Consider the following 17,539-nt stretch of genomic DNA (forward strand, 5'->3'; position numbering starts at 1 on the left):
GAGGCCGAGTGACCCGCACGAACCTGCGCACCCAGGTCGCGCTGTGGCTGCTGCTGCCGCTGCTCGGGCTGCTCGCGCTCGACTCGTGGCTCACGTACCAGCGCGCGATGAGCGCCGCGCACGTCGCGTTCGACCGCACGCTGTCGTCGTCGCTGAAGTCGATCCGCGAAGGCGTGCGGCTCAACGACGGCGAGATCGAGGTCGACCTGCCATATCTCGCGCTCGAAATGCTCGAGTCGAGCGACGGCGGCAAGGTCTACTACCTGATCCGCGAGGACAACGGCCACACGATCACCGGCTACCCGGACCTGCCGCTGCCGCAAGGGCGCGACGCAGGCGACGGCGCGTTGTTCGTCACGCGTTATTACGACGTCGTCTATCGCGGCGAGCAGTTGCGGATGGCCGCGCTGCGCATCCCGGTGCACGACGTGCCGACCGCGCAGTCGCGCATCGTGTGGGTGATGGTCGGCGAGACGATCGAGGCGCGCCAGGCGCTCGCGCGCGAGATCCTGGTGGGGTCGCTGCTGCAGGAAGGATTACTCGTCGTGCTGGCGCTCGGCATCGTGTGGCTCGGCGTCGGGCGCGGGTTGCGGCCGCTGAACCGGCTGTCGGCGACGGTCGCCGCGCGCAGCGAGGACGATACGACGCCGCTCGATACCGGCGCGGTGCCGAGCGAACTCGCGCCGCTCGTCGAGTCGATCAACCAGTACATCGGCCGCACGCAGCGGATGCAGGTCGCGCGGCGCCGCTTCTTCGCGGACGCGGCCCATCAACTGAAGACGCCGCTCGCGGCCGTGCAGGCGGGCGTCGAACTCGCGTTGCGACCCGACGAGCAGCCGCGCGCGAACGGGCACCTGCGGCGTGCGAACGGTGCGGTGCGGCAGGCCGCGAAGATCGTGCAGCAACTGCTGTCGCTGTCGCGGCTCGATTCGGACAGCGGCCATGCGGTCGCGCATAAGCCGGTCGCGCTGCACCGGCTCGCGCGCAGCGTGACGCTCGACTGGTCGCCGGTCGCCCGCGCGCGCGACATCGATCTCGGTTTCGAGCACGAGGCCGATATCGACGTGCACGGGCAGTCCGACCTGCTCGGCGAGATGATCGGCAACCTGATCGACAACGCGATCCGTTATGCGGGCGACCGCGCGGTGATCACGGTGCGCGTATCGCGCGATGGCGAGCATGCGCGGCTCGACGTCATCGACAACGGGCCGGGCATTCCGGCGGACGAACGCGACGCGGTGTTCGAGCGCTTCCATCGCGGCAGCAAGACGCAGACGGTCGAAGGGACGGGGCTCGGGCTGTCGATCGTGCGCGAGATCGCGCGCGTGCATCAGGGCAGCGTGACGCTGGCCGATGCGGGCGGTGGCGGTTTGGTCGTGACGATCTGGCTGCCGGCGGCGAACGACGCCGCGCCGCGCGTTGCGTGATGGCGATCAGCGATGCGGGAAGCGGTGGCCGAGAGTCGCGGCTTCCCGGCAGTGAAAGGGGGCGAGCGGTTCCGCGCGCCCGGCTCAATCGCCGAACCCGATCTCCGCTTCCAGCGACTGGCCGACTTCGAGCCACGTGCCCGCGCCTTCGACGACGATCGCATTGATGCCGAACGTCAGCGCACCGCCGTAGTTCGGGTTCGCGCGATAGGTCTGCATCGTGTCGGTCGGCTCGTGTGGCCATTGCGGATTCGGCGCGCCGCTCACCTGGTCGATCGTCGGCATCGGGCAGCGCGTGCACAGCTTCACGAGGCGCAGCCGCACGGGCGTCTCACCGCGGGCGTCGAGGTGCTCGACGAAATCCTCTTCGTACGCGTCGAGATCCGACACGACGATGTTCGGCCGGAAGCGGTTCATCGGAATCGCCGGCGCGCCTTTCGCCGTGAGCCGCGCGTTCAGGTCGTCGAGCGACGCCTGGCCGATCACGAGCAGCGGATACGCATCCGCGAACTGCGTATGCGTATCGATGTCGCTGGTCCAATCGCGGTCGCAGGCGCGGCGGGCGTCGGCGCCGAAGCGCACGAGCTTCGTCGGCAAGCCGAGGAATTCGGTGAACCACGCGGCCGTTTCGGCGCCCGTGTCGATCGCGTCGACGGTGTCGCGCCATACGGTCGCGGCCATCTTCGGGTTGGCGGGCGTCGCATCGCCGTTGAGCGGCGTGCGGATTTCCGGCATGCCCGGCGCGTTCAGCACGAGCGCATCGTGCTCGAGCGTCGGGCGGATCAGCGCGAGACGCGGGTGCGTGCGCTGCGTGAGCATCCGTCCTTGCGGATCCGTGATCAGCCAGTGGCGGTCGTACGCGAGGCCCGTTTCGAGCAGTTGCGCGCGCGACAACGCGATGCCGGCGCAGGATTTGATCGGGTAGACGAAGAGTTCGGCGATGGCTGGCATGACGCTGGCTGGAGGCGAATGGCGAGACTGCGATTGTGCCAGATCATGCCGCAGCCGTTTGGTGCGCGCCGTCGCGCGGCCGGTCATGCGAGCGGGAAGCCGGAGTCGAACGTCGTGCGCACGTCGAGCGGCTGGCGCAGCAGTCCCGCTTTCAGATAGAAGTCGGCCGTGCGTTGTTGCTCCGCGATGACCGTCGCGTCGATCGGCAGCCAGCGCGTGTTGCGGCGCTCGAACTGCAGCTTCGCGGCCGCCGGCGGAATGCCGATGATGCGCGCGAGTGCGGCGGAATACGCATCGACATGGCGGTACGACCAGGTCTGCGCGCGGACGACGCGCCGCAGGAAATCGTGCAGCACGTCGCGCTTCGCCGCGATCGCCGCGTCGGTCGCCGCGAGGTAGCTGAGGCCCGACCACAGTCCGCGGCCATTGACGGCACGCGCGCGCGGCCGCTCGTTTCGGCGAGCGCGGTATAGGGTTCCCAGGTCGCCCACGCGTCGATCGAACCGGTTGCGAGCGCCAGCATCGTGTCGGCCGGCGGCAGGAAGCGGAACGACACGGCGTCGGGCGGCAGGCCGGCTGCATCGAGCGCCTTCAGCGTGACGAAATGGCCGATCGAGCCGCGCGTGGTGCCGATGCGCTTGCCCTTCAGGTCGGCTGCGCCTTTCAGCGTCGCGTCGGGTTGCACGAGCACCGCCGTGCCGTATGGGTCGGAGCGGTTCGCGCCAATCACCTTGATGCGTGCGCCCGATGCGAGCGCGAAGATCACCGGTGCATCGCCGATCGGGCCACAGTCGACCGCGGCCGCGTTCAGCGCTTCGGCGAGCGGCGCGGCGGCCGGGAACTCGGTCCACGCGATGTCGTACGCCAGGCCGTTCAGTTCGCCGGCCGCTTCGAGCAGCGCGCGCAGCCCGCCTTTCTGGTCGCCCGCGCGCAACAGCGGCCGCGAGCCCGATTGCGCGTGGAGGGCAGCCGGGGCCGCTGCGATCGTGGCGAGGGCGCTCGCCTGTGCGAGGAAATGGCGTCGGGTCGGATTCATCGTGAAGCTCGGTCGGAAGAGAAGTTCAGGGCTTTATTCAATGCGGAAGCCCGGCCTGCACATCGCGTACGGGTTCGGTGTCGACGCGCAGCAGCAGCGCGGTCAGCGGATCGCCGGTCGCTGCCGGCACGGCCGGTCGTGCGGTGGCATCCGAGCGGCACAGCAGGTCGGCATCCGACCAGCCGGCGCTGCCCGGCAACGCGCGTGCCCGCAGCCAGCCGCGCCGATCGGCGAGCAGTTGCGTGCCGGCGAGCGCGTCGGGCGCCACGCCGGCGATCGTCGCGAAGGCGCGCCACGCGTCGGGCGTCGACGCGACGCAATCGGCTCGCGCGGCGCCGGTTGCCAGTGCCACGGGCGCGCCGCGTGCCGTGACGAGCAAGGTTTGCCAGCGCGCGTCTTCTGGCGGCGGCGTCGCGCCCGGCGCGAGCGCGACGACGCGCACGCGCTGGCCGTCGCGCCAGCGTTCGAGCGGCTGGGGCGCGGCGGCGCCGCAGCGCACGTCGAGCGCCGGCAGCGGGACCGGCAGGGGCCACGCGCCTTCCGCCTGCGCGCCGCTGCCCGCGGCGAGCGCTTTCAGGTAGTCGAGCACGGCCCAGGTGTCCTCGGGGCCGAGCGTCGCGGCGAAGCCGGGCATCGTCGACGCGCCGTGTTCGTCGCGCGTGCCGTGGCGCACGCGCCAGAACAGCTCGCCGTCGAGACGCCGGGCGAGCAGCGCGCCGGCGAAAGTCGGCGGCCAGTGCGGGAGCGCGGCCGCGAGCGGTCCTTCGCCGCGTCCGTCCGCGCCGTGGCACGCCGCGCAGTGCTGCGCATACAGATGCGCGCCGCGCATCACGTTCGATACGGAAAACGGCGCGGGATCGCGCTGGAAACTCGTCGGTACGGCAGGCGAGAGCCACAGTGACGACGGCGGCCACGGCGCGAACCACGCAACGGCCAGCGCGGCGACTGCCGATACGACACGCCACTTGCGCGAAGCAAGTGCGATGCCCGCGAGCACGACCGCCAGCACAGTCGCCGCCCCGGCGAACGCGAGTTGCCGCGTGAGTCCCGCGTCGATGCGCAGCGTTTCGAGCGCGATGCGATGAGCCCACGGCCACGCGGCTTGACCGTCGGCGTCGCCTGTCAGCCCGATCGCATGCAATACGCGCGCCAGCGCGATTTGCGCGCGATACAGCCCTTGCAGAAACAGGAGCGCCCAGTCGGCGAACGTCGGCGCGTTCATCGGCTACGGCCGCGCCGCGCGGCGGCCCTTCGTCGAACGGTACCGCGCATCTACCAGCTCGCATCGAGCCCGAGATGCCGCAGCGCGTCGTGACGCAGTTCGGCGAGGCGCGGGTCGCCGCGATGGCGCGGATAGGGCAGGTCGACGTGCAACTCGGCGACGATCCGCGCGGGGCGCGGCCCGAACACGATCACGCGCTGCGCGAGGAACAGCGCTTCCTCGACATCGTGCGTGACGAGCAGCGCGGAGAAGCCGTCGCGTTGCCACAGCCCGGTGAGCTCGGCCTGCATCGTGAGCCGCGTCAGCGAATCGAGCTTGCCGAGCGGCTCGTCGAGAATCAGCAGGCGCGGATCGTTGACGAGCGCGCGGGCCAGCGCGACGCGCTGCGCCATCCCGCCGGACAACTGATGGGGGAACACGTTCGCGAATTCCTGCAGCCCGACGCGCGCGAGCGCATCGTCGACGCGATGCTGCGACGCGCGCGCCACGCCGCGTGCCTCGAGGCCGAGCGCGACGTTCGCACGCACGCGCCGCCACGGGTACAGCGTCGGGTCCTGGAACACGACGATGCGCGACGGATCGGGTTGCTCGATCGGCACGCCGTCCTGCGCGATCGTGCCTTGCCGCGCGGCGTCGAGGCCCGCGACGAGGCGCAGCAGCGTCGACTTCCCGCAGCCGCTCGGGCCGAGCAGCGCGACGAATTCGCCGGCCGCGACCGACAGCGTGACGTCGTCGAGCACCGGCAGCGCACCGCCGGGGCCGTCGAACGCATGGCTCACGCGGCGGATGTCGATGCGCGCGCCGCGCGGCGCCGTGACGGCGGGCGTAGCGGCAACGGACGATGCAACGGACGATTCGAGTACGGCGGCGCTCACCATTTGACGGTTCCTTTCTGCCAGGCGAGCACGCGGTCGCGCACCGCGAACAGCAGCGCGATCAGCCCGGAAAACAGCAGCGCCATCACGATCAGCGCCGCATACATGTTCACGTACGATGCCCAGCCCTGCGCCCAGCTCAGGTACCAGCCGAGCCCCGACTTGACGCCCATCATCTCGGCGACGACCAGCACCGTGAACGACGCGCTCAGCCCCATGAAGATGCCGACGAACACGTGCGGCAGCGCGGCCGGAATCGCGACGCGCAGCACGAGGAAGCGCGCGTTCGCGCCGAGCGTGCGCGCGACGTCGTAATACTGCTTGTTGACGCTCGCGACGCCCGACCACGTGAGCACCGCGACCGGGAAGCCGGTTGCGAGCGCGATCAGGAACGCAGCCGCCGAATAGCTCGACGGGAAGAAGTAGAACGTGAGCGGCAGCAGCGCGGTGGCCGGCACGGGGCCGAGCACGCGCAGCACCGGATGCACCCAGTAGCCGATCCGGCGCGACCAGCCAATCGACACGCCTACGGCAAAGCCCACCGCGACGCCGTAGGCAAAGCCGAGCGCGAGCAGCTTCAGCGTGTTGCCGGCGCTGCCGGCGAGGCGCGGCCAGTCATCGACGTAGACCTCGATCAGCGCCTGCGGCGGCGCGAAGAACGGGGTCGGCAGCCAGCCGGTTTTCGCGGTGACGATTTCCCACGCGGCGAGCACGAGCGGCAGCGCGACGAGCCACGGGCCGGCCGGGCGCACGCGCGCGAGCCGCGTGCGCGTCGCGGGGACGAGATGGCCGAGCGTGGCGGCGACCAGCAACAGCGCGGCGATCGTCCACGCGCCGACGGCGAATTCGCCGGTGTACGCCCAGTCGCTGAAACCGACGACGCGGTTCGGCCACAGTCGCGTGAGGGCGCCGAGCGCGCCCCATGCGAGCGCGGCGGCGATGCCGGTCGGCCAGGTACGCGCGCGGCGCGCTTCGGCGGCCAGCGTGGCTTCGCAGGCGATGCATGCGACGCGCGACGCGGGTGCGGGCGCGGATGCGGCGGCACTGCCGCCGGAAGCGGCGGACGCGGTACGTGCGGCGGGCGCGTGTTCGATCGTCGACATCGCGTCACCCCAGCACGTTCGCATAGACCTGCTGCGCGAAGCGCTGCGGGTCGGTGCTCTTCTTCAGCACGCTGATGCGGCGGAAGTCGTCCGCGTAGAACGCGATTTCCTGCTGCAGGTCGACGTTGGTCGGGTGGTGGTTGTAGGTGAGCGTCGCGTAGAGCTTGCGCAGGTCATCGGGGTTGATCTTCGGCGAATACTTCGCGAACACCTTCGCGGCTTCGTTCGGGTTGTCGTGCGTGAACTCCGTGGCCTGCACGATCGAGCGCGCGAGCGCGGCGGCCGACGGCCGGTCGTTGCGCACGAGGTCGCCGCGCGCGCCAATCACGCAGCACACCTTGCGCGCGTATTCGCCGGACAGGTTCGTCGCCAGCTCGGTGTATGCGCCGTTGCTGCGCTTCTCGAGCAGATAGAGATTCGGGTCGCCGTCGGCGATCGCGTGGATCTCGCCCTTGTCGACCGCCACGCCGAGCAGGTCCGCCGGATACTGCCGCCACGTGATGTCGCGCTCGGGATCGATCCCGTTCTTCGCGAGCAGGATCGAGAAGAAATGCTTGCCGGGCGCGGCCAGATCGCTGACGCCGACCGTCTTGCCCTTCAGCGCCTGCAGCGTCGTCACGCCGGCCGCCTTCGCGCCGACGAGCCGCACGCAGCCGCCGTGCGAGCTGCCGATGATCTTCACGTCGAAACCGGCTTCGAGCGGCTTCAGCCAGCGGTGGATCATCCCGACCGCCGCATCGGCCTTGCCGGTCGCGATCGATTCGAGCAACTGGTCGGTCGAGCCGCTGTAGTTGATCAGATCGACCTTCAGGCCGTTCTTCTCGAAGAAGCCGCGCTCCTGCGCGACGACGATCGGCGTCAGGCAGAACGCGTTCTGGTTCCACGCGAACGTGAGCTTCTTCAGCGGCGGCGCGGACCAGGCCTTGCGGCCCAGCGTGATCGCGGGCGCGGCGAGCGCGACGGCGCCGGCGGCGCGCAGCAGCTTGCGGCGTGTGTCGTCGTGCGCGTCGTCGTGTGCGGGTGCGGTGGTTCGGGTCATGTGGTCTGGTCTCCGGTCGTGCGGAAAGGCGCTCAGTCGAGCAGGTCGGGTTCGTCGGCGACGACGCGCGCGAACAGGCTGTCGAATGCATGCAGCGCGCCGTCGGGGCCGCCGATCTGGCCGTGCGTGTGGCGTGCGGTCGCGTGATCGATCGGCTGCGGCGTGCCGGCCGCCTCGGCCAGCAACTGCGTGTGCGCGGCGTTGTCGAGCGCGATGTACCACCACGCGGCGGCCTCGACCGTCGGGCCGGCGCTCAGGATCCCGTGGTTCTTCAGGATCGCGCCCTTGTGCGTGGTGCCGTCCGGCTTCGCGAGCGCGTCCGCGATCCGTGCGCCTTCGCTCGTGTCGACGACCATCCCCGTGAAGTCGTCGAACAGCGCGTGGTCTTCGTAGAACACGCAGGCGTCCTGCGTGAGCGGATCGAGCAGGCGGCCGAGCGTCGACCACGCCTTGCCGTACGTCGAGTGCGTATGCGCGGCGGCGACGATGTGCGGATGCGCTTCGTGGATCGCCGCGTGGATCGCGAACGCGGCCTTGTTCAGCGGCCGCGTGCCGATCGCGGTTTCGCCACGCGCGTTGACGAGCAGCAGGTCGGACACCTTGATCTGCGAGAAATGCACGCCGAGCGGATTCACCCAGAAGTGGTCGGGCAGTTCGGGGTCGCGTGCGGTGATGTGGCCGGCGAGCCCCTGCGCGAAGCCGAAGCGGGCAAACAGGCGGAATGCGCCCGCGAGCCGTTCCTGACGGTGACGGCGCTCGGCGGCGACGTCGATGCGCGGTGCCGGCGGATCGAACCAGAAATGCTGACGCGGCGCTTCGGCGAGTTCGAGACCCGATGTCGTACGAATAGGCGAGGCAAGGACGGCGGACATGATGGCGGATGGCTCCAATAGGTTCCGTTGGGCTCAGGCCGCGCGGCGTGCCGCGTCGCGGGCGGCGACGGCGCTGCGCACGCGCGGAATCAGCTCGCGGCCGTAGTCGATCGCGTCTTCCAGCGGATCGAAGCCGCGGATCAGGAACGTCGTGACGCCGAGGTCGTAATAGTCGAGCAGGGCGTCGGCGACCTGTTCGGGCGTGCCGACGAGCGCCGTCGAATTCGAGCGTGCGCCGGTGAGCTTCGCGATCTCGGTCCACAGCCGCTTGTCGACGCGCGAGCCGCGTTCGGCCGCGGCGAGCAGGCGGCGCGCCCCTTCGCTCTGCTGCGGGCCGCCGGCGCCGAGGCCGGCCGCTTCGCGCAGCCGGCGCGTTTCGTCGAGGATGCGATGCGCGCGCGCCCAGGCTTCGTCCTCGGTCGCGGCGAGGATCGGGCGGAACGACACGGAGAAGCGCACCTGGCGGCCGTGCTTCGCGGCTTCGGCGCGCACGCGCGTCGTCAGGTCGCGCACCTGGTCGAGCGATTCGCCCCACAGCGCGTAGACGTCCGCGTGCTTGCCGGCCACTTCGAGCGCCGCTTCCGATGCGCCGCCGAAATAGATCGGCACATGCGGCTGCTGGAACGGCTTCACGTCCGAAAAGCCTTGCTTGAACCGGTAGTGCGTGCCGTCGTGATCGAACGGCTGCGCTTCGGTCCAGATTCGCCGCAGGATGCCGAGGTATTCGTCGGTGCGCGCATAGCGCGCGTCGTGGTCGAGGAAATCGCCGTCGCGCTGCTGTTCGCTGTCCGAGCCGCCGGAGATGAAGTGCACGGCGAGCCGGCCGCGGCTGAACTGGTCGAGCGTAGCGATCTGCCGCGCGGCGAGCGTCGGCGCGGTGAAACCCGGGCGATGCGCGAGCATGAAGTGAATGCGCTCGGTCGCGGCCGCGGCGAACGCGATCGTCAGCGTCGCCGACGGGCCGGTCGAGTGGTGCGGCACGAGGATCCGGTCGAAGCCGGCCGTCTCGTGGGCGCGCGCAAAGTCGCGCACGTAATCGGGATCGACGACGGGGCCGGATGGCGGATGGATTTCCGACTGCTTCTGGCTCTGGATCATGCCGATGAATTCGACGCTCATCTGGGTCTCCGGTGCAGGGACGTCCCGGCGCACGGCCGGGCAGGAATGGAGCGCAGGTTAACGCCGGGATCATGCGAAACGGAAATAATCAATCTCGAATTGAATATCAGATTTGCATGGTTTGGGCGGGGGCGCGCTGCGCATACGCTGTGGGCTCACGAAAGATCGGGCGCGCGGGCGCCAGCGAATCCGGCGCCGCGCGTTCCGGATCGCCGGCTTCATCAGAAACCGCGCCGCGTGGCGATCGATTGCCGCTATTGCCGCCTGTCCGTATTACTTTGCGTATTGCCCAGGGAATCCGTCTCGATGTCCGCCAGCCTTGCCGCTTCCTCGCCCGCGCCGCAGCCGCGTTCGCTGCGCCTCCTGTCCACCGACGATGTCGACGCCGACGGCGCCCGCGTCGCCGCGCTGCTCGACCGCCTCGCGCCGGAGCTGGCCGCCGACGCGGCCCGCAACGACGCTGACGGCCGCTTTCCGCACGAGAACTTCGCGCGGCTGCATCGCGCGGGGCTGATCGCGCAGGTCGTGCCGCGCGAGCATGGCGGCGCCGGTGCGACGCTCGCGCAGGCGAGCCGGATCGTGGCTGCCGTCGCGAGCGCCGACCCGGCGACCGCGCTGGTGCTGACGATGACCTACCTGCAGCATCGCGCGCTCGGTCGCGCCGACAACCGCTGGCCGGCGCAGGTCCGGCGGGCGGTATTCGACAGCGCGGTCACCGAAGGGGCATTGATCAACGCGCTGCGCGTCGAGCCCGCGCTCGGTTCGCCGTCGCGCGGCGGCCTGCCGGAAACCATTGCACGGCGCGACGGCGACGGCTGGCGATTGTCCGGCCACAAGTTGTACAGCACCGGGATTCCGGCGCTGCGCTGGCTGGCCGTGTGGGCGCGCACCGATGAACCGGCGCCGCGGGTCGGCGTGTTTCTCGTGCCGCGCGACCGCGAGGCGGACGGCGATCGCATCCGGGTGGTCGAGAGCTGGAATCACCTCGGCCTGCGTGCGTCAGGCAGCCATGAGGTCGTGTTCGACGACGTGCGGCTGCCGGCCGATCACGCGGTCGACGTACGCGCACCGGACGCATGGGCCGTGTCGGCGGCGACCCATGCGGATGCCGACGCGCAGGCCGACCAGCAGGCGTGGATGGTCGCGCTGCTCGGCAGCCTGTACGACGCGGTGGCGCGTGCGTCGCGCGACTGGCTGGTCGGGTTCGCGACGACGCGTGCGCCGAGCGGGCTGGGCGCGCCGCTGGCGACGCTGCCGCGCGTGCAGGAAGCGGTCGGCGAAATCGAGGGCTGGCTGCATGCGAACCGCGTGCTGCTCGACGATCACATCGCGCGCACCGATGCGGGCGCGGCGCCGACGGTCACGACGAGCGGCCTCGTCAAGCGGACCGTGACCGAGCACGCGATCCGCGTGGTCGAGCAGGCGTTGAAGCTGTCGGGCAATCACGGGTTGAGCCGCGCCAATCCGCTCGAACGTCACTATCGCGACGTGCTGTGCAGCCGCGTGCATACGCCGCAGGACGATGCGATCGCGGTGGCGGCGGGGCGTGCGGCGCTCGAAGCGGCGAGCCGGAGTGAGGTGAAGCGCGCAGCGAAGGGCGAGACGGAGACGAGCGGGGCGCCGGTCAACGAGACCGAACGCGGCCGCAACGATGCGTGATGGGAGCGGGGCTGGCGCGGGCGCCAATCGGGCGGCGCGATTCCGACGATTGCGACGCCGCCCGATCCGGTCAAGCAGCCTTGCCGTGCGCCTGCTCCGGCAACGCGAACGCGGTGCGCGCATGCGCGGCAACGGCGGCGAGCGGCGCGTCGAAGCGGGCCGCATCGTGCCGGCGCAGCAACCACAGATCGATCTGCGGCTTGAAATCGGCGAGCGGCACGATGTCGAGCGCATCGCGCAGCGGGCTGCCTTCGACGAGCGGCAGCGGCATCAGCCCGATACCGAAGCCGTTCGCGACGCTCTGCAGCTGCAGGTCGCGGCCGTAGGTGTCGAGCGTGACCGGCATCGGCAGGCCCTGCGCGTCGAGCGCGCGCCGCAAGCCCGCACGAAAACCGCAGCCGTCCGGATTGAGCACCCAGCCACGCGCGTGGCAATCGGCGAGCCGGTAGCTGCGGCGCGGCCAGTCGCCCTTGCGGCCGACCGCGACGAGCCGGGTGGCCAGCAGCCGTTCGCCTTCGACCTGCGCCGGCAGCACCATTTCGCGCGCGAGGAACACGAGCGCCGCATCGAGTTCGCGCCGGGCGACGCGCTCGACGAGCATGCCGCCCCAGGCGGTCGTGACCTGCGTCGCGAGCGCGGGCCATTGCGCGGCGAGTTCGGCGATCAGCGCGGGCAGCATCAGCTCGCCGAGGCCTTGCGTGAGCCCGATCCGGAATTCGCCGGCAGGCGGCTGCTCGCCGGCCGTCAGCTCGCGCAGCGCATCGACTTCGCGCAGGATCGCGCGACACTGCTCGAACACCCGCCGGCCGATGTCGGTCGGGCGCGGCGGCTTGGTGTTGCGATCGAGCAGGGTCACGCCGAGCGCTTCCTCGAGATTCTGGACGCGCCGCGTGATCGCGGGCTGCGTCATCCCGAGCTCGGCCGCGGCCTGGCTCAGGGTCTGGCAGCGGACGACCGCTGCAAAAGCGTCGATATCGCTAATTTTCATGTTTGTTCTGCATGGTCTTTCGGGTGCATCATGACGATCCATCATATTCGGCATCATATTCGAGGAGTCAGCCGATGAGTACGCTTTCGTTGCATCAGACGCCGCTGCGGCCGTTCGTCGACGGTCTGGGCGCGTTGCTCGCGTCCGGCGCGAACGAGGCGCGCATCCTCGACGAGGGCGGTGCGCTGCTCGCCGCGCTCGTCGAACACGACGACTGGTTGCCCGACGCATTCGCGCAGCCCGACCCCGCGCGCTATCGGCAGTACCTGCTGTATCTCGACCCGGACGAGCGGTTCTCGGTCGTCAGCTTCGTGTGGGGGCCCGGCCAGACGACGCCGATCCATAACCACACGGTGTGGGGGCTGATCGGGATGCTGCGCGGCGGCGAGTTCTCGCAGCCGTACCGGTTCGACGCGGCGGGCAAGCCGGTGCCGGCGGGTGACGCCGTGCGGCTGCAGCCCGGCGAAATCGAGGCCGTGTCGCCGCGCATCGGCGACGTCCATCGCGTGACCAACGCGTTCGACGATCAGGTATCGATCAGCATCCACGTGTACGGCGCGAACATCGGCAAGGTCGAGCGCGCGGTGTTCCTCGACGACGGTACCGTGAAGCCGTTCGTGTCGGGTTATTCGAATGCCTGATGCCTGATGCAACGCCCGCACGCGCGGGCGGCTTCCGGCACGCGCCGGCAGGCCCGAGATTCATCCGTTCCGCTTTCTTCACCAACCTCAACGCATTCAATCAACACAGAGACACCGTGACGCAATCCGCCGACTCCACCTCCCGCTTTCCCGTCGCGTCGTACCAGGACGTGCGCGCCCGCCTGCTTGCCCGCGACGAGATCGCGCTGATCGACGTACGCGAGGAAGATCCGTACGCGCAGGGCCACCCGCTGTGGGCCGCCAACTTTCCGTTGTCGAAACTCGAACTCGACGCGTGGACGCGGATTCCGCGTCGCGACACGCCGATCGTCGTGTTCGGCGAAGCGGGCGGCGAGGACCTTGCGCCGCGCGCGGCCGCCAAGCTCGCGCAACTCGGCTACACCGACGTGCGGCTCCTCGACGGCGGCCTCGCGGGCTGGCTCGCCGCGGGCGGCGAACTGTTCATCGACGTGAACGTGCCGAGCAAGTCGTTCGGCGAATGGGTCGAGGCCGAGCGGCATACGCCGTCGCTGTCCGCGCAGGAGGTGCAGGCGCTGATCGACGCGAAGGCCGATGTCGTGATCGTCGACGCGCGCCGTTTCGACGAATACCAGACGATGAACATCCCGACGTCGACGAGCGTGCCGGGCGCGGAGCTCGTGCTGCGCGTGCGCGCGCTCGCGCCGAACCCGGCGATGCAGGTGATCGTCAACTGCGCGGGCCGCACGCGCAGCATCATCGGCACGCAGTCGCTCGTCAACGCGGGGCTGCCGAATCCGGTCGCCGCGCTGCGCAATGGCACGATCGGCTGGACGCTCGCGGGCCAGACGCTCGAACGCGGCGCCGCGCGACGCTTTCCGGACGACATCGACGCGACGCAGCGCGCCGACGCACGCCGGGCGGCGCGCGCGGTGGCCGAACGCGCGGGCGTGCCGCGCATCGCGCTCGCGGATGTCGCCGCGCTCGACGCGCCGGGCCGCACGCTGTACCGCTTCGACGTGCGCACGCCGGAGGAATACGAAGCCGGCCACCTGCCGGGCTTCCTGAGTACGCCGGGCGGCCAGCTCGTGCAGGAGACCGACCATCATGCGGCCGTGCGCGGCGCGCGGATCGTGCTCGCCGACGACGACGGCGTGCGCGCCGACATGACCGCGTCGTGGCTCGCGCAGATGGGCTGGGACGTGCGAGTCGTCGAACCGGAGGGCGGCACGGCGAAGTTCGGCGAGCGCGGCCAGCCGCCGCGCGACGTGCCGGCGACGCCGGCCGTGGCGGAAGTGTCGTCCGCGACGCTCGCGGGCTGGCTGAAGGAGGCCGCGCCGGGCGAGCTGGCGATCGTGGACGTGACGGCCAGCGCGAACTACGTGAAACGGCATATCCCGGGCGCGTGGTTCGCCGTACGTGCGCAGTTGCGTGATGCGCTCGCGGCGATACCGCCCGCGAAGCGCTATGTGTTCACGTGCGGCTCGAGCCTGCTGGCGCGGTTCGCGGCGGACGACGCCCGCGCGCTGTTGCCGGCTTCGGCCGACATCTCGGTGCTCGCCGGTGGCACGGCCGCATGGATCGACGCCGGGCTGCCGCTCGAAAGCGGCGAGACGCATCTGGCCTCACCGCGCGTCGACCGCTACCGGCGCCCGTACGAAGGCACCGACAACGCGGCGGCCGCGATGCAGGCGTATCTCGACTGGGAGTACGGACTGGTCGATCAGTTGAAGCGGGACGGCACGCATCACTTCAACGTGATCTGACCGATGCGCTGCAACCGGGCGCGGCGCGTCGTGCGTCGCGCCCGGTCAGCGCGCATGTCAGCGCTTGAACGTATCGACGGCCGTGCGGCCGACGGCCGGATCGTCGGTGAAGAAACCGTCGATGCCCGCGCGCAGGTACGCCTGGATCTCGCGCACCGAGCCGGCCGTGTTACGCGTGGCCGGCGTGCCGCCATCCTTCAGCGACGCGGGCAGGAAGTTGTTCTCCGGGCGGAACGTGTACGGATGCACGACGAGGCCGGCCTCGTGCGCGTAGCGCACGTACGGCGTCGGCTGCTGCAGCGTGCCGTCCGCGGCCACCGCGATGATCGACGTCTTGTACGGGCCGACGCCGTTCGCATAGGTCGCGATCTCGCGCATGCCGTCGCGCGTCGACAGGTCGCCGTAGGTGCGCTTGTCGTTCGCCTTCACGAAGTCGTACGGGCGCTGGCCGGCTTCGTCCATCAGCTGCACGAGCTTCCAGTTCGGCTGGCTCGACTTGATCCGGTTGCGGATCGTCTTCAGGTTCGCGACCTCGAACGACTGGATGTAGACGGTCGCCGTGCGCGCCGTGTACGAATCCTTCAGCAGCGCATCGACGAGGCGGTCCTCGAGCGGCAGGCCGATCGACTGGAAGTAGGTCGGATGCTTGGTTTCCGGATACAGGTGGATCGTGCGGCCGGTCTGCGCGGACATCTGCTTTGCGAGCGCGACGATCTCGTCGAACGTCGGGATCTCGAACTGGTCGTTGTACGCGGTATTCGCGGGGCGCACTTGCGGAATGCGCTCGCGGGCGCGCAGCGTCTTCAGCTCGGCGAGCGTGAAATCCTCGGTGAACCAGCCCGTCAGCTCCGCGCCGTCGATCGTCTTGGTCGCCTTGCGGCTCGCGAACTGCGGCAGCGTCGACACGTTCGTCGTGCCCGAGATCTCGTTCTCGTGGCGTGCGACGAGCACCCCGTCGCGGGTCGACACGAGGTCGGGCTCGATCACGTCAGCACCGTCCTCGACCGCCTTGCGGTACGACGCGAGCGTGTGTTCCGGGCGCAGCGCGCTCGCGCCGCGATGGCCGACCACCTGGACCTTCGCGGAAATCGGCTGAGTGGGATCGGACGCGACGTCGTCGTCGCCGCCGCACGCGGCGAGCAGGAACGCGGCGGCACAGGCGAACGGGATGTAGCGCAGGGAGGTCGGGCGCTTGAAGAGCATGTCGATGAACCTTCGAAACGAGAGTCGGAAAGGGGCGATCGATCCGGCGGTGCGGCTGTCGTGGCGTGTCGCACGGAGTCGAATGGGACGCGATCGTCGCACCGAATAATTACATATGTATTACTTGAGCCTTTCCATTTCATTTTTTTAGGGTGCGATGCCGGTGGCAGGGCGGTTGAGTGCGGCTTGGCGCGGCGCGCATTCCGGCCGTCCCGGGCAGGCTTGCCGCCGGATGCACTAAACTTGCGGGAATTTTGCATCGACGCGCCGGGGCCGACGCCCGCCTGGTGCGACGATGCGGCGACTCGCGGGCCGGCGCGGGTGCCCGGCGCCCCTGTGCGTCCGGGGCCCGCGCCGGCCGATTTTTTCCGACCCATGACGACTCGAACCGATTCCGCTTTTCTGCTCGGCGACCTGCTGAAGAACGTTTCCCGCTCCTTCTACCTGACGCTGCGCGTGCTGCCCGACGGCATGCGCGACCCGGTCGGCCTTGCGTACCTGCTCGCGCGCGCGGCCGACACGATTGCCGACACGGCGCTCGTCGCACCCGATCGCCGCGCCGCGTTGCTGACTGACCTGCGCGACGAGGTCGAGCGGCTCGGCGACGGCGTCGCGCTGTCGCGGGCACTCGAGGACGTGACGCGGATGCAGACCGATTCGCACGAGCACGTGCTGCTCGGCTCGATCGAGCCGATGCTCGCGCTGCTGCGCACGCAGCCGGACGCCGACCGCGCGTCGATCCGCAAGGTCGTCGCGACGCTGACGGCGGGGATGGTATTCGACCTGCGCACGTTCCCCGACGAGCAGTCGGGGCGCGTCGTGTCGTTGCCGACGCGCGGCGAACTCGACCGCTACACGTATCTCGTGGCCGGCTGCGTGGGCGAGTTCTGGACCGACATGACGGGCATGCACACGCCGGCCGCGCGCGGCTGGAACCTGCCGGACATGTGCGAGAAGGGCATCCGTTTCGGCAAGGCGCTGCAGATGACCAACATCCTGCGCGACTGCGGGAAGGACCTGCGCATCGGCCGGTGTTACCTGCCCGACGACGTGCTGGGTGCGCACGGGCTCGGCGTCGCCGACCTGATGGCGCCCGATGCGTCGGCGCGCGCGCGCCGCGTGCTCGTCGACCTGCTGCGCGTGACGCTCGACCAGTATCGCGACGCGTGCCTCTATACGCTCGCGATCCCGCGCCGCTTCGTGCGGCTGCGGCTTGCGTGCCTGTGGCCGATCATGATCGGCCTCGAAACACTCGAGTTGCTGGCCGGCAACGATGCGTGGCTCGATCCGGCAAAGCCGGCCAAGGTGCCGAGAAAGCGCGTCTACCGGATCATGGCGTCGTCGCTCGTCCTGGTCGGCTCGAACGCCGCGATTCGCGCGCGCCTGACCGCGCTCGCCGATGCCGTGAACGCGCATCTCGCGCAGCCTGCCACGCGCTGACTTGCACTGAACGATGCCGGCGCGACAGGTGCCGGCATCGCTCCTCGGCCCGCGTTCGCCGGGCCACCACCGTCCGCCGCTTCACGCCTCGACTAAAAACGTTTTCATTATTTCGTTTCGCGAAACGTGGGTGTCATGAACGTCAGCGATCCTTCGCGGCGGCGTGAATCGTGGTGTCAGCCACGGTCGCGCATTTGTAAGACGTATGTTGCCAAAGGC

At 70.0% G+C, this 17,539-nt stretch carries 14 protein-coding genes and 1 pseudogene; 5 read left to right on the top strand and 10 right to left on the bottom strand.

Annotated elements, in window-relative coordinates; translation table 11 throughout:
* Positions 1 to 8 precede the first annotated feature (8 nt).
* The gene (locus tag LGM89_RS27715) at positions 9 to 1,427 is read left to right on the top strand and encodes a sensor histidine kinase (protein ID WP_226274594.1); all 1,419 of its coding nucleotides are present in this window, start codon (positions 9 to 11) and stop codon (positions 1,425 to 1,427) included.
* A gap of 84 nt (positions 1,428 to 1,511) precedes the next feature.
* Here LGM89_RS27715 and LGM89_RS27720 read toward each other — a convergent pair whose 3' ends face one another.
* From LGM89_RS27720 to LGM89_RS27755, 8 genes and pseudogenes are all read right to left on the bottom strand, one after another.
* Complete coding sequence (locus LGM89_RS27720) at positions 1,512 to 2,378, bottom strand: MOSC domain-containing protein (RefSeq protein ID WP_226274595.1); 867 nt, start codon at positions 2,376 to 2,378, stop codon at positions 1,512 to 1,514.
* A gap of 83 nt (positions 2,379 to 2,461) precedes the next feature.
* A pseudogene (locus LGM89_RS27725) lies at positions 2,462 to 3,414 on the bottom strand (ABC transporter substrate-binding protein).
* A 37-nt stretch (positions 3,415 to 3,451) separates the two neighbouring features.
* The gene (locus LGM89_RS27730; RefSeq protein ID WP_226274596.1) at positions 3,452 to 4,636 is read right to left on the bottom strand and encodes a c-type cytochrome; all 1,185 of its coding nucleotides are present in this window, start codon (positions 4,634 to 4,636) and stop codon (positions 3,452 to 3,454) included.
* Positions 4,637 to 4,686: 50 nt separating this feature from the next.
* On the bottom strand, positions 4,687 to 5,514 hold the full coding sequence (locus tag LGM89_RS27735) for an ABC transporter ATP-binding protein (protein WP_089497085.1): 828 nt from the start codon (positions 5,512 to 5,514) through the stop codon (positions 4,687 to 4,689).
* On the bottom strand, positions 5,508 to 6,614 hold the full coding sequence (locus LGM89_RS27740) for an ABC transporter permease (protein WP_226274597.1): 1,107 nt from the start codon (positions 6,612 to 6,614) through the stop codon (positions 5,508 to 5,510). Before LGM89_RS27740 ends, LGM89_RS27735 begins: the two co-directional genes overlap by 7 nt.
* A 4-nt stretch (positions 6,615 to 6,618) precedes the next feature.
* Positions 6,619 to 7,653 (bottom strand): ABC transporter substrate-binding protein, encoded by a 1,035-nt coding sequence (locus LGM89_RS27745; protein ID WP_226274598.1) that lies wholly within the window; start codon positions 7,651 to 7,653, stop codon positions 6,619 to 6,621.
* A gap of 32 nt (positions 7,654 to 7,685) precedes the next feature.
* Complete coding sequence (locus LGM89_RS27750; RefSeq protein WP_226274599.1) at positions 7,686 to 8,525, bottom strand: class II aldolase/adducin family protein; 840 nt, start codon at positions 8,523 to 8,525, stop codon at positions 7,686 to 7,688.
* Positions 8,526 to 8,558: 33 nt separating this feature from the next.
* A complete protein-coding gene (locus LGM89_RS27755; RefSeq protein ID WP_226274600.1) occupies positions 8,559 to 9,644 on the bottom strand; it encodes an LLM class flavin-dependent oxidoreductase in 1,086 nt (361 codons plus the stop codon).
* Positions 9,645 to 9,950: 306 nt separating this feature from the next.
* Here LGM89_RS27755 and LGM89_RS27760 point away from each other — a divergent pair, with 306 nt between their 5' ends.
* Positions 9,951 to 11,303, top strand: coding sequence for an acyl-CoA dehydrogenase family protein (locus LGM89_RS27760; RefSeq protein WP_226274601.1), 1,353 nt, complete (start codon positions 9,951 to 9,953; stop codon positions 11,301 to 11,303).
* 70 nt (positions 11,304 to 11,373) lie between these two features.
* Here the strand turns inward: LGM89_RS27760 and LGM89_RS27765 are convergent, their stop codons facing one another.
* Positions 11,374 to 12,348, bottom strand: coding sequence for a LysR family transcriptional regulator (locus LGM89_RS27765; protein WP_226274602.1), 975 nt, complete (start codon positions 12,346 to 12,348; stop codon positions 11,374 to 11,376).
* Positions 12,349 to 12,365: 17 nt separating this feature from the next.
* On the opposite strand from LGM89_RS27765, the gene LGM89_RS27770 reads away from it, so the two are divergent.
* The gene (locus tag LGM89_RS27770) at positions 12,366 to 12,932 is read left to right on the top strand and encodes a cysteine dioxygenase (RefSeq protein WP_089497081.1); all 567 of its coding nucleotides are present in this window, start codon (positions 12,366 to 12,368) and stop codon (positions 12,930 to 12,932) included.
* Between the two features lie 116 nt (positions 12,933 to 13,048).
* Positions 13,049 to 14,677, top strand: a complete 1,629-nt coding sequence (locus tag LGM89_RS27775) for a rhodanese-related sulfurtransferase (RefSeq protein WP_226274603.1) — start codon at positions 13,049 to 13,051, stop codon at positions 14,675 to 14,677.
* A 57-nt stretch (positions 14,678 to 14,734) separates the two neighbouring features.
* On the opposite strand, the gene LGM89_RS27780 is transcribed toward LGM89_RS27775, so the two are convergent.
* A complete protein-coding gene (locus LGM89_RS27780) occupies positions 14,735 to 15,880 on the bottom strand; it encodes a glycerophosphodiester phosphodiesterase (protein ID WP_226274604.1) in 1,146 nt (381 codons plus the stop codon).
* A gap of 375 nt (positions 15,881 to 16,255) precedes the next feature.
* Here LGM89_RS27780 and LGM89_RS27785 point away from each other — a divergent pair, with 375 nt between their 5' ends.
* On the top strand, positions 16,256 to 17,320 hold the full coding sequence (locus LGM89_RS27785; RefSeq protein WP_226274605.1) for a phytoene/squalene synthase family protein: 1,065 nt from the start codon (positions 16,256 to 16,258) through the stop codon (positions 17,318 to 17,320).
* The last annotated feature ends 219 nt before the right edge of the window (positions 17,321 to 17,539 follow it).

The organism is Burkholderia sp. AU31624 (assembly GCF_020420065.1).
Lineage (GTDB): Bacteria > Pseudomonadota > Gammaproteobacteria > Burkholderiales > Burkholderiaceae > Burkholderia.